The organism is Mycolicibacterium sp. SMGY-1XX, assembly GCF_059132455.1.
Map to the genome: position 1 here is coordinate 1,194,767 of NZ_CP101139.1, position 12,127 is coordinate 1,206,893.

At 65.5% G+C, this 12,127-nt stretch carries 11 protein-coding genes and 1 tRNA gene; 11 read left to right on the top strand and 1 reads right to left on the bottom strand.

Features of this window, described 5'->3' with window-relative positions:
* The first annotated feature begins 41 nt into the window (after positions 1–41).
* Positions 42–114 (top strand) — tRNA-Ala (locus NL241_RS05810).
* Positions 115–226: 112 nt separating this feature from the next.
* Here the strand turns inward: NL241_RS05810 and NL241_RS05815 are convergent.
* Complete coding sequence (locus NL241_RS05815) at positions 227–796, bottom strand: TetR/AcrR family transcriptional regulator (RefSeq protein WP_494397007.1); 570 nt, start codon at positions 794–796, stop codon at positions 227–229.
* A 192-nt stretch (positions 797–988) separates the two neighbouring features.
* Here NL241_RS05815 and NL241_RS05820 point away from each other — a divergent pair, with 192 nt between their 5' ends.
* The 10 genes from NL241_RS05820 to NL241_RS05865 all read left to right on the top strand — a co-directional run bounded on the left by NL241_RS05820 (position 989) and on the right by NL241_RS05865 (position 12,126).
* Positions 989–2,200 carry a cytochrome P450 gene (locus tag NL241_RS05820; RefSeq protein ID WP_487691811.1) on the top strand — a complete coding sequence of 404 codons (1,212 nt, stop codon included), beginning with the start codon at positions 989–991 and terminating at the stop codon, positions 2,198–2,200.
* Positions 2,201–2,360: 160 nt separating this feature from the next.
* Complete coding sequence (locus tag NL241_RS05825; RefSeq protein WP_487691810.1) at positions 2,361–2,801, top strand: N,N-dimethylformamidase alpha subunit family protein; 441 nt, start codon at positions 2,361–2,363, stop codon at positions 2,799–2,801.
* On the top strand, positions 2,798–5,215 hold the full coding sequence (locus NL241_RS05830) for a N,N-dimethylformamidase beta subunit family domain-containing protein (protein WP_494397008.1): 2,418 nt from the start codon (positions 2,798–2,800) through the stop codon (positions 5,213–5,215). Before NL241_RS05825 ends, NL241_RS05830 begins: the two co-directional genes overlap by 4 nt.
* Complete coding sequence (locus tag NL241_RS05835) at positions 5,212–5,973, top strand: Rieske (2Fe-2S) protein (protein ID WP_494397009.1); 762 nt, start codon at positions 5,212–5,214, stop codon at positions 5,971–5,973. Before NL241_RS05830 ends, NL241_RS05835 begins: the two co-directional genes overlap by 4 nt.
* Before the next feature lie 86 nt (positions 5,974–6,059).
* On the top strand, positions 6,060–6,758 hold the full coding sequence (locus NL241_RS05840) for a response regulator transcription factor (RefSeq protein ID WP_487691807.1): 699 nt from the start codon (positions 6,060–6,062) through the stop codon (positions 6,756–6,758).
* Positions 6,759–6,959: 201 nt separating this feature from the next.
* Positions 6,960–8,564: an ABC transporter substrate-binding protein gene (locus tag NL241_RS05845; RefSeq protein WP_487691806.1), complete on the top strand. Its 1,605-nt coding sequence runs from the start codon at positions 6,960–6,962 to the stop codon at positions 8,562–8,564.
* Positions 8,561–9,520 (top strand): ABC transporter permease, encoded by a 960-nt coding sequence (locus NL241_RS05850; protein WP_487691805.1) that lies wholly within the window; start codon positions 8,561–8,563, stop codon positions 9,518–9,520. The genes NL241_RS05845 and NL241_RS05850 overlap by 4 nt, the downstream gene beginning before the upstream one ends.
* Positions 9,517–10,452, top strand: coding sequence for an ABC transporter permease (locus NL241_RS05855; RefSeq protein ID WP_487691804.1), 936 nt, complete (start codon positions 9,517–9,519; stop codon positions 10,450–10,452). Before NL241_RS05850 ends, NL241_RS05855 begins: the two co-directional genes overlap by 4 nt.
* Positions 10,452–11,330, top strand: a complete 879-nt coding sequence (locus NL241_RS05860; protein ID WP_487691803.1) for an ABC transporter ATP-binding protein — start codon at positions 10,452–10,454, stop codon at positions 11,328–11,330. The genes NL241_RS05855 and NL241_RS05860 overlap by 1 nt, the downstream gene beginning before the upstream one ends.
* Positions 11,320–12,126 carry an ATP-binding cassette domain-containing protein gene (locus tag NL241_RS05865; protein WP_487691802.1) on the top strand — a complete coding sequence of 269 codons (807 nt, stop codon included), beginning with the start codon at positions 11,320–11,322 and terminating at the stop codon, positions 12,124–12,126. Before NL241_RS05860 ends, NL241_RS05865 begins: the two co-directional genes overlap by 11 nt.
* The last annotated feature ends 1 nt before the right edge of the window (position 12,127 follow it).

The window sequence follows — 12,127 nt, forward strand, 5'->3', positions numbered from 1 at the left end:
TGCTTGACCCGCCCCGACTGGTAGCCTGTGCTACCGACCAAGGGGCTATAGCGCAGTTGGTAGCGCGTCTCGTTCGCATCGAGAAGGTCAGGGGTTCGATTCCCCTTAGCTCCACAGTGAAGCCGCAGATCAGAGACCTGATCTGCGGCTTTCTCATTGGGCCGTCCGCGGTCCGTCCGCAGTAGATGTGATTGCCGCATCGAGGTGGTCGGCGAACACCGAACTCTCACGCCCTTACCGAGTCGGTGTCGACCGCGTAGGGCGGCCCGAGGAACCGCCGCACCATGTGATCCTCGGTGTCGGCGTCCTTGATCGGCCAGTACCACAGCGCAAGGAATGCACGGATCAGCCATTGTGCGGCAACGGGATCGGGCGTCGTCATGCCGACCATCTCGGTGGCCAAGCGGTTGACGACAGGGGAATCCGTCAGCCACTCCTCGCCGGGGAGTGTGACCATCGAGCGCATGATCTTTGCGAGCGGATCGGCTCGCAGGCGTTGTAAGGCGACCGTGGTGGCGGTGACGATGCGGTCTGGACCGGTCAGCTCTGCGATGGCTTCGCGAACCGAGTCGAGGATGCGCTCGGCTTGCCGGCCCAGCACGGCGTCGCGGATCGCGGCCTTGCCCCCGGCGTGGCGGTAGATGGTGGACGGTGAGCAGTGAACGGTGGCGGCCAAAGCGTCGATGCTGAAGGCGTCGTATCCGTGGCGGGACATCAGGTCCGCGGCTGCGGCGTAGATCCGCTCGGCGGCCTCGCTGTGGCGGTCCCGCCCGACCAGCCAGTCGTCAGTCGCCATCGGTCACGTGTTCCCTCGCCGCAACCCCATGACGCCGTTTTATCACCGTGAGAAGAATGCCGGCCGATTTCTCAGCGAACGCGCTGGTCGGTTGAGTGGCTCGAGAATCCCGCAGCCGTGTCCGTGTCGAGTCGGTTTTCATGTTCGGCTTACACCGTTGACGCCGGTATACGTCGAGCTCACCCTGAGCGCATGACCCTATTGGCGGACGCTACCGAATTCTTCGGCACAGATGCCTTAAAGAACCCCTACCCCCTTTATGACCGGATGCGCGGCCAAGCACCGGTGCTGCGCATCGGTGGCTCCTTCTTCTACGCGGTGTGCGGTTGGGACGCCGTGACAGAGGCCGTCAGTCGCGTCGAGGACTTCTCGTCCAACTTGACCGCGACGATGGTGTATCGGGACGGGACTGTCACCCCTTTCGACATGGGGCCGCTGGGCGGCCCGCAGCACGCGCTGGCCACTGCCGACGACCCACTGCACGATGCGCACCGCAAGCTGCTGGTGCCCCACCTGACCGCCAAGCGGATACGCGTGATCGAAGAGTTCGCCGGAGCGACTGCGGTCCAGCTGTGGTCCGAAGGCGTGGCAGATGGGCAGATCGAGTGGATGAGTGCAGTGGCCAACCGGCTCCCGATGATGGTGGTCGCCCGCCTGCTCGGGCTGCCCCAGGAAGATGTCGACACGCTGATCCGGCTGGGCTACGCCACCACCACCCTGCTTGACGGCGTGGTCAGTTCGGCCCAACTGGACGCCGCAGGCCGGGCCGCGATGGAGCTGTCCGGTTACGTCATGGAGCACTTCGCTAAGGCTGACCAAAACCCGACGCCGGGACTCATCGGCGACCTCGCCGCCCGCTACACCTGCGGTGAGGTGGAGCACCTACCGGCACTGGCCATCATGCTCACCTTGTTCAGCGCCGCAGGCGAATCCACCGCCTCGTTGCTGGGCAGCGCCGCGTGGATTCTTGTGAGTCACACCGACATTCAGGAACAGCTCCGCGCCCATCCTGAACTGCTGGGTGCGTTCATCGAGGAGACGCTGCGCTACGAGTCGCCGTTTCGCGGTCACTACCGCCACGTGGTCAGAGACACCACGCTGGCCGGGGTCGATGTGCCGGCCGATTCGCGCCTGCTGCTGATGTGGGGGGCCGCCAACCGCGATCCCCGACAGTTCGACCAACCCAATGAATTCCGGCTCGACCGCAGAGGCGCCAAAGGGCACATCTCGTTCGGCAAGGGTGCACATTTCTGCGTCGGGGCCGCACTGGCCCGGCTGGAGGCCCAGATCGTCTTACGGATGCTGCTGGAACAGACCACCTGGATCGAGGCGGCCGACGTCGGCCGATGGCTACCCAGCATCCTCGTTCGCCGACTCGACCACCTGAGATTGGCGTTCAGATGACCAAGCAGCAACCGCGCCTTCGATGCTACGTACACCACGGGCACGGAGCCGCTGGTGGACGGCGGCGCGTCCGACCTGTGAGGACAGCCGGTCAGGTCGGGACAATATCCGTCATTTGCCCGATGGTTTCCCGGGCCGCGGATCCATAACGTGGACTCGCATGATCCCGATCCCCCAGGATGACGAGACCCGGCGAAAGATCCGTCAGGCGATCGAGGCGAGTGTCGGCGACTTCCAGGGAGTGCCGGGATTCTCGGTGGTCCGCACCGAAAAGCCGGGCAGCGCCATCGGCGCGCACGGCGGAATCCAGGACGACATGCAACTCGACCGCGTGCTCACCCGGTTGCGGATGCAGCCCGCGGGCGCATTCGGCGGCAAGTTCGTCATCGTCTGCACCAAACCTGAACGGGAATGGCGTATCGCCCGTCTCTCGGGTGTGCGCGGCGTGCCGCCGAAGTTCATCGACGACCGCGTGTTCACCGACGAGCAGGCCGCGCAGGCCGAGATCTTCACATTGCGCCTCGAGCAGTACCCGGCCGAGGACGGCATGCCCGAGCACTACACGCCGGCCTGGAAAGCCCGCGGGGAGAACTGGGCATGACCGACACCGACATGTATCCGGAGATGCTGCGGCTCACCGGTTATGGCAGTAAGTGGTCGGTGGAGCAGGGCGACACCGTCGACTTCCACGTCAACTGCGACGGACCGGCCTCCTACCGCGCCGAGCTGGTCAAGCTGATCCACGGCGACACCCACCCGAGCGGGCCGGGTTTCAAAGAACAGCTCATCGAATCACCGGTCAACGGCGACTATCCGGGCCGGCCGCAGGCCATCCACGCCGGGTCGTACGGCATGGTCGCCGACCGCCGTCCCCTGCGCGTGGACAGCTTCACCATGCAGTGCTGGATCTGGCCGACCATGCCCACCAAGGTCGACGGTTACTGGGCGCCCGGCGAGCAGATGATCATGGGCAAGTGGGCCGACGGCAGCGGTTACGGGCTGTTCCTGGATCTCGACGGCCGGATCTGTCTACGGGTGGACGGCCAGACGCTCACAGCTGCCGAGCCGGTGCGTGACCGGGCCTGGCATTTCGTGGCCGCGACCTTCGACGCCGTCACCAAAGAGGCAGTGCTGCATCACGAACCGCAGATCCGCTATGCGCTGGATCCCGTGCCGGCACCGGTCAGAGGCGTTTTCGCCGAGCCGATCACCCACACCTCGGTGCCGTTCACCTTCGCCGCGCATCCCACCGCCACGACCGCCGACGCGCAGTCGCGGCAGCCGCACGGGTGGACGATGACCGGTCACTACAACGGCAAGATCGACTCCGCCCGGCTGTGCGGTCGCGTGTTGAGCCGGCTCGAGATCGAAACGATGAAGCTCGGTGCGGCACCCGGTATGGACGAGCGCCGCGGGTTGGGACCCAGCCCGGAACTGGGTGCCGCCGTGGTGGCGGCGTGGGATTTCGGCCTGCAGATCCCCACTCGCACGATCGTGGACTGTGGTCCCTACCGGCTCGACGGAGAGCTGGTAGGCATGCCCGCCCGCGGGATGACAGGCCACAACTGGAGTGGTGCGCAGGTCGCCTGGAGCGTTGATCACCGCGAATACGGCGCCATTCACTTCCACGACGACGACCTGGACGACGCCCGGTGGGATGTCGACTTCACCCTCGCGGTGCCGCACGACCTGCCGAGCGCGGTGTACGCCATCAAACTCACCACCGCCGACGGCGACGAGGACTACCTCCCGTTCACGGTCCGCACCCCGGTGGGCCGTCCGCAGGCCAAGATCGCCGTCATCATGTCGACCATCGACTACATGGCCTATGCCAACGAGCACCAGGCCAGCAATTTCGGCAGCGTCGAGGCGCTGCTCTACCGCACGCCGATCATGGCGCGCGAGAACATCTTTCTGTCCGTGCACCGGGAGTACGGTTACTCGCTCTATGACACTCACAGCGACGGGTCAGGGGTGCACATTTCGTCGCGGCTGCGCCCGGTGCTCAACGTGCGGCCCAAGTACGACTCCTGGCTCACCCAGTCGCCGTGGCAGTTCAACGCCGACCTGCACCTGATCGACTGGCTGACCGAACTGGGTTACCAGTTCGACGTGATCACCGATGAGGACATCAGCTACGACGGCCTGGAACGCATCGAGGGTTACAACGTCCTGCTCACCGGTTCGCACCCCGAGCACAAAGACGGCCATTACCTGGACGCCATCCACGCGTACAAGGAACGGGGCGGCCGGCTCATGTACATGGGTGGCGACGGGTTCTACTGGCGCCACACCTTCCATCCCGCCTACGGCCGCGGCGAGGTGACCGAACTGCGCCGGTGTGAATCCGGTATCCGACCCTGGCAGGCGCAGCCCGGCGAGTACTACCACCAGAGCGACGGCAAACTGGGCGGGATGTGGCGGTTCCTGGGGCGTGACATGGCCGCCGTCAGCGGAACCTCCATGGTGGCACAGGGTTTCGACATCTCGACCTACTTCAAACGCACCCCGGAGAGCGTCGACCCGCGGGTGGCGTGGGCCTTCGAGGGGATCGACTACGACGAGCGGCTCGGCGACTTCGGCCTTGTCGGCGGTGGGGCGGCCGGGGCGGAGCTCGACACCGTGGACACCACGCTGGGCTCTCCGCCGCACACTCTGCTCGTGGCGACGTCGGCCGGTCTGCACACCGACGCCTATCTGACCGTGACCGAGCTGATCCTGACGAACGCACCCGGGCACACCGGTACACAGAACCCGCGGATCCGCGCCGATATGGCGTTCCACGAGACACCCAACGGGGGAGCGGTCTGGGCGTTCAGCTCGATCTCCTACTGCGGCAGCCTCTCTCACAACAACTACCACAACAACATCTCCACGCTGACCGCGAATGTGCTGAATCACTTCTCCCAGGACGGCCCGTTACCCGAGCCCGATGCCTCACAGATCCATGCCCGCGGCCGGTTCACCTCGACCCCGGCGCTGAATTTCCACCTGCCCGAGGAGCTGGCCCGGTGAATCTGCTGCTGCGGCCGGCATCGGGTGGCAGGCACCCGTCGGCCGACGGCAGCGACTGGACCAACACCTGGGTGTGTGTCGGATTCAGCGAACAACTGACCGAGGTGGGGGCGGTACTTCCCGCCACCATCGGCTACCACGCCGCCCACGTGGTCCGCACATCCGGCGGGCTGAGGGCGGCGATCAACGCCAGGCCGTTCGGCGGCTGCATGTCCGTGCCGGTGCACTGCGGCAGCACACAGAACGTTCGCTGCCCGCATCTGGCGTGCGCATTCAGCGCGCACGGTGAAGTCCTGGACAGCAGCAACGATCCCGGAGGGCACGCCCGCGCCGAATTCCTGGGCGACGGCCGCAGGGTTGTCGAAGTGCCTCTGACGCAGTGGGGATCGCTGCTGTTCGTCAACATCACCCTGACCGCTCCCGATGCGCTCTCCCTCCCCGCTGCGGCGCCGCGGGGAACCTTGGTGGCAGACGGCTCGCAGTTGGTGTCCGGAAACTGGTTGACCACCCCGGAACGCGCGGCGCTCGCAGTCACCGCGGCGCTGGGCGGGCGCGAAGTGCTGGCCGTGTCACCGAACGTCGTCGTGGTCCCCGGCGTTTCGGCAGGTGGCGTTTCGGGAAGTGGCGCAGGCACATTCGTCGCCCTCAGCCGCCCTGCCGGTCACACCCGCAGCACTGTGGTGTGGGCGGTGTTCGGCGATCAGGACACCCGTTCCACCGAGGCGGCACAGCGCGTGATGGCGGGGCTGACCTTCTGATGATGTGGGTTATCTCACCCAGGCCTTAACGGTACGGAAACAGGACCTGAACCTCGTTGTCGTCGGTCCGTAGTGCACTTGTATGCATGACTCGGGCGGCACACGAGACACCAGACTTCGCCTCGATCGCGGCTTCCATGGCCTCGACCGATACCGAGGTGCGGATTCGCGGGGCCATCGACTTCGTTCGGGTCGAGACGAGTTGTGACACTTTCCTGCTCGCGTACAAGACTCCGGGGCACAAAGGTTTCCATCTGGTCAACTCGATCGGCTACTCCGAGGCGGTAGCGGCTCACCTCAGCTCGGACATCCAGTCGATGCCGGAGTTCACCAGGCAATTCGCCGATCCCACGCGGGTGATGGACTGGCGTGACGTACCCGAGTTCCCCGAGTCCTACAGCGGAGCCAAGGTGTTGCGGCCGGAGGGTTTCACCAACGGGTTCATGATGATTCTCCACGACGGCGCCGGCGAGGTTGTCGGTATGTGCCAGGCCAACATGGAGCACCCCGATTTCTCGGCTCGTAGTCGGTGCATGGTGGAGACCGCACGGCCGCTGTTCACCAAGTACGTCACCCGGTTGCGCGCCAAGGCGCGCGCCAGGTTGACACCGCGTGAGCAGGAGATCCTCGCGTTGCTGCGATGTGGGCTCTCCAACACCGAGATCAGTGAACGGCTTTTCCTGTCACCACGCACGGTGAGCACCCACGTCGAACGGGTGTTGCGCAAGCTCGGGGTGGCCAACCGGGTGGCGGCCGCGGTACACGCCACGGAGCTCGCGGTCTGAGTTCCGATCAACCGCCCGGGTGACCTCTGCGTCACCCGGCCCATCGGCATGTCTCCGGAATCTATTCTCTACCAATCAAATACGTCGTCTGACGGATGTTCCCGGTGGGTGAGCACGCCTACCGTGGAACACAGTCCCTCGACAGCGCAGTCCACTCGACTACCCGGAGGTTCCACGGATGACACCAGAATCCGAACGTTCATGCGGCACCGCGTAAACCGGCTCTTCACGTCCTGCGTCGTCGCGCTGCTCGCGGCCGTCGCCATGGTGGGCTGTTCAAGGGGGCCCGTTGAGACCGGCAACATCATGGTGATCGCCATCGAGTCCGAAGCCGACATCCTCGACCCGCAGGTGGCCGGCGGCTGGGTGTCGTGGCGGATCAACCGGCAGATCTTCGAGCCGCTGGTCGACCAGGACCTGACCATTCCGTCCAGCGAGGCCACCATCCCGCCGCTCAAGCCGGCGCTGGCCGAGTCGTGGGAGGTTTCCGCCGACGGTCTGGACTACACCTTCCACATTCGCCCCGGCGTCCAGTTCCACGACGGGACACCGCTGAACGCGCAAGCCGTGGAATACAACATCCGCCGCATGTGGGACAAAGCGGCCCCGCAGTACTCGGCCAGGGCAGCCGGGCAGACCAGCTTCGTGTGGAAGTTCGTGGAGTCGGTCCGGTCCACCGATGACCAAACCCTCAACATCCGCCTGACACAACCCTTCTCGGAGTTCCTGCGGATGCTGACCCAGGGCGGGAACGGGTCCACCGCGATCATGAGCCCCACCGCTCTGCAGAAGTACGGCGACGACATCGCTGATCACCCGGTGGGCACCGGACCCTTCGAGTTCAAGGAGCGCATCCGAGGCGAACGCATCGACCTGGTCCGCAACGACGACTACTGGGGCAAGGTCCCCTACATCGACGGTGTGGTGTTCCGGCCGCTGCCCGACCCGTCCGCCCGCACCGCGGCGCTGCGGTCCGGGGACGTCGACATGATCGCGGTACCCAACCCAGACAGCATCGACAACCTTGTCAACGAGGGTTATCAACTGTCCGAGGGCATTCCGCCGCACACCTGGTACCTGTCGTTCAACATGAAAGACCAGTACACCTCCATTCCCGAGGTGCGTCAGGCAATCAATCTCGCAGTCGACCGCGAAGGTATGGCACGCGACCTGCTGCGCGGTTCGGTCAATCCGGCCTACGGCGTGCAGGCCATGTCGGCCGGCGGTTACGTCGAGCGGCGCGACGCCTATGAGCGCAATCTCGACAAGGCCCGGCAGCTGCTGGCGTCCGTCGGGCTGGAGAACGGCTTCCAGACCACCCTGATCACCTCGACCGACGGTTCCGGGCAGATCATGCCCGCCCAGATGGCCGAGTTCATCCAGCAGAACCTCGCCGAGATCGGCGTCGACGTCAACATCCAGACACAGGAATGGATCTCGTACCTCGGCGTGTGGGCCCGCGGTATGCAGGACGGCGTCGGAATGGCGCAGATGTCGTGGGGGATGACGAGCCCGTACTGGCTCTACATCGTCACCTCCTCGGAGCTGCAGGCACCCAACGGCCCGAATGTCGGCTACTACGACAACCCGGCTCTGGACGAGGCGATGAACAACGCCATCACCGCACTGGACCCGGCCGAGGCGGAGAAGTTCTGGCAACTGGCCAACAACATCGTCAGCGACGACGCGGCGTTGGTTCCGATCGTCAACGACAAGGCCCCGTACATGCTCGCGCCCTACGTCACCGGGTTCGTCTCGGCCAGCGAAGAGTGGTACGACCTGACGGAAGTGAGGCTCGAACAATGACCCGAGTCATCGGATCGCGGCTGCTGTCAACACTTCTGGTGTTGTTCGGCGTCAGCCTCGTGGTCTTCCTGCTGCTGCAGATGGTGCCCGGCGACCCCGCCGTGACCATCCTGGGCTCGGGCGCCACCGCCGAGGCGGTGGCGGCGCTGCGGACCGAACTCGGCCTGGACCGCTCGCTGCCCGTGCAGTTCTTCGACTACCTCGGTGGCCTGCTGCAGGGCGATCTGGGCCGCTCGCTGACGGTCAACGCGCCCGTCACCGACATCATGGTGCCCCGCTTCGCCAACACCCTGATCCTCACCGGCGCCGCGCTGGTGCTGTGCATCGTGATCGCGGTCCCGCTGGGTGTGATCGCCGCGCACAAGCAGTACAGCATCTTCGACCGTGCGTCGATGGTGATCTCCTTGGCCGGCGCCAGTGTGCCCGTGTACTGGTTCGGTCTGCTGCTCATCGGCGGCTTCGCCATCACCCTGGGCTGGCTGCCGACCTCGGGCATGTACAACCCCCGGTTCCCCGGCGGGTTCCCGGATCTGTTGGCGCATCTGGTTCTTCCGGCCATCGCGGCGGCACTGGTGCCGCTGGCGGTGATCGCGCGGATGACCCGCAGCGTGATGGTCGACATCCTGCAACAGGACTACATCCGGACTCTGCGGGCGTCCGGCCTGTCCACCACGTCGGTGCTGTGGCGCCACGGTCTGCGTAATGCGCTGCCGCCCATCGTCAACATCGTCGGCCTGCAGGTCGGGTATCTGCTCGGTGGTGTGGTGTTCGTCGAAGTGGTGTTCGGGTGGCCGGGCCTGGGGCAGCAGCTCTACACCTCGATCACCCAGCGCGACATCCCGGTGGTGCAGGCCGGGGTGCTGTTCATCGCGCTGGCCTTCGTGATCATCAACCTCGTCGCCGACATGGCGGTCGGCCTCCTCGATCCGCGGACCCGAAGGAAGGTCACCCCATGAGTTCCCTTGCAGAAGCTGTCGGCACCGTACCGGCCACCACAGAACCTGCACCGGCGGGCGGGGCAGCCGGCGCGGCGAAACCGAAACCCCCGTGGCGCCTGGCGGTTCGCGCATTCAGCCGCGACAAGTGGGCCGTCGCGTCGCTGATCGTGCTGGTTCTCGTGGCGCTGGCGGCCATCTTCGCCCCGCTGCTCACCCCCTACAGCCCGGTGGCCGGTGACCCCGTCAACCGACTCGCGGGTATCGGCACCGACGGGCACCTGCTGGGTCTGGACGGCCAGGGCCGCGACATCTGGACCCGGCTGCTCTACGGCGGCCGCAACTCGTTGATGGTGGCCGTGGTTCCGGTGCTGGTGGTGTTCCCGCTGGCACTGTTGATCGGCCTGTTCGCCGGCTTCCAACGCAGCCGGGCCGGGGAGACCCTGATGCGGGTACTGGACGTACTGTTCGCGTTCCCGTTGGTACTGCTGGCGATTGCGTTGTCGGCCGTGCTGGGTGCGGGCCTGGGCAACGTGATGCTGGCCATCGGAATCACGTTGATCCCCTACATGGCTCGAGTCGCCTACACCGCCACCGTGCAGGAATCGAGCAAGGATTACGTGGAAGCGGCGCGGGCCTACGGCGCCAATCCGCTGCTGTTGATGTTCCGCGAACTGATGCCCAACGTGGTGGTGCAGCTTCTGGTGTACGCCACCACGTTGTGCGGATTGATGATCGTCGTCGCCTCCGGGCTGAGCTTCCTCGGTGTCGGTGTCATCCCGCCTACCCCGGACTGGGGAATCATGACCGCCGACGGGAAGAACGTGCTGCTCGAAGGCATCTATCACGTGGCCACCATTCCCGGTCTGCTGATCCTCGTGGTCTCCCTGGCGTTCAACCTGATCGGCGACGGGGTGCGCGACGCCCTGGATCCCAGAAAGCAGACCAGCTGATGAGTGACATCCTGGACGTCAGGAATCTGTCCGTCGACTTCCACACCGACGGCGGCGTGGTGCATGCGGTGAAGAATGCCGACATTGCCGTGCGCGAAGGCGGGATCCTCGGCCTGGTGGGCGAATCGGGTTCCGGCAAGTCGGTGACCTCGCTGGCCGTACTACGGCTGCTGGGTACCAACCGGGCCGAGATCACCAGCGGCGAGATCCTGTTCCGCGGCGAGAACTTGCTGGACAAAACCGACAAGCAGATGCGGGCGATCCGTGGCCCGCACATCGGCCTGGTGTCACAGAACGCGTTGTCGGCCCTGGACCCGTCGTTCACGGTCGGGGCGCAGCTCATGGAAGTGATCCGGCTGCATCAAGGCGTCGACAAGGCCACCGCCAGGACCAAGGCGCTCGAGGCGCTGGAGCTGGTGGCGCTGCCTGAACCGAAGCGACGGATGAAGGCCTACCCGCATGAGCTCTCCGGCGGCCAGCGCCAGCGCGTGGTGATCGCCATCGCACTGTCGTGCCGGCCGGAGCTGCTGCTGGCCGACGAGCCCACCACGGCGCTGGACGCCACCGTGCAGAAGCAGATCCTGGATCTGCTGCTGGACATCAACCGCGAGCTCGGCACCTCGATCCTGTTGGTGACCCACGACTTCGGTGTGGTGGCGCACGTGTGCACCGATGTCACCGTGATGCGCCGCGGCGACGTGCTCGAGACCGGGACCGCGGACCAGGTGCTGAACTCACCGCAGCACCCCTACACCCAGGGCCTCATGCGCGCGGTGCCACGACTGCATCTCGACGACGCCGCCCGCGCGGTGCCCCGCGCGCAGCGGCGGCTGTTCGAATTCCACGGCAACACCGAAAAGGAGCAACATGTCGCTTGACACCCGGTTGGTCCGCGTCAACGAGCTCAAGAAGGTGTTCTCCATACGCGGAGAAGACGGCAAGCGGGCCGAATTCGTCGCCGTCGACGCGGTGAGTTTCACCATCACCCGGGGCCAGACATTCGGCCTGATCGGCGAATCCGGTTCCGGTAAGACCACCACCGGCCGCATGGTGATGGGGCTGGAGAAGGCGACCTCGGGGTCGGTCACCTTCGACGGCAATGAACTGGTCGGACTGTCCGACCTCGACATGCGGCGCTACCGCAGGCAGATCCAGATGGTATTCCAGGACTCCGGATCGGCGTTCAACCCACGACGCAGTGTGGGCGCGCAGATCTCCTACCCGCTCACGCTGTACCGCACCGCGTCAGCGGCGGAAGCACGCGCGAAGACACTGGATCTGCTGGACCGGGTGGGGATGTTGCCGTCGCACTATGACCGCTACATCCATGAGTTCTCCGGTGGGCAACGGCAGCGTCTGGGTATCGCGCGCGCCCTGGTCACCGACCCGGATTTTGTCGTCCTGGACGAGCCGACGGCCGCGCTGGACGTCTCGGTGCAGGCCCAGATCTTGAATCTGCTCAAAGACCTTCAGCGTGAACGCAATCTGACGATGATGCTGATCACCCACAACCTGGCGCTCGTCGAGCACATGTGTGAGAACGCCGGCGTGCTCGACCACGGCAAGCTCGTGGAAGTGGGGCCGGTGGATCAACTGCTCACCGAACCGAAAACCGAGATCACCCGCAAGCTGGTCGACGCTGTGCTCGAACCCGAACTGGCAGTCGCGAATTGAG

Coding starts and splice junctions, on each gene's coding strand:
- NL241_RS05845 (WP_487691806.1), top strand. CDS start 6,960: ATGCGGCACCGCGTAAACCGGCTCTTCACGTCCTGCGTCGTCGCGCTG.
- NL241_RS05855 (WP_487691804.1), top strand. CDS start 9,517: ATGAGTTCCCTTGCAGAAGCTGTCGGCACCGTACCGGCCACCACAGAA.
- NL241_RS05820 (WP_487691811.1), top strand. CDS start 989: ATGACCCTATTGGCGGACGCTACCGAATTCTTCGGCACAGATGCCTTA.
- NL241_RS05830 (WP_494397008.1), top strand. CDS start 2,798: ATGACCGACACCGACATGTATCCGGAGATGCTGCGGCTCACCGGTTAT.
- NL241_RS05850 (WP_487691805.1), top strand. CDS start 8,561: ATGACCCGAGTCATCGGATCGCGGCTGCTGTCAACACTTCTGGTGTTG.
- NL241_RS05860 (WP_487691803.1), top strand. CDS start 10,452: ATGAGTGACATCCTGGACGTCAGGAATCTGTCCGTCGACTTCCACACC.
- NL241_RS05815 (WP_494397007.1), bottom strand. CDS start 796: ATGGCGACTGACGACTGGCTGGTCGGGCGGGACCGCCACAGCGAGGCC.
- NL241_RS05840 (WP_487691807.1), top strand. CDS start 6,060: ATGACTCGGGCGGCACACGAGACACCAGACTTCGCCTCGATCGCGGCT.
- NL241_RS05865 (WP_487691802.1), top strand. CDS start 11,320: ATGTCGCTTGACACCCGGTTGGTCCGCGTCAACGAGCTCAAGAAGGTG.
- NL241_RS05825 (WP_487691810.1), top strand. CDS start 2,361: ATGATCCCGATCCCCCAGGATGACGAGACCCGGCGAAAGATCCGTCAG.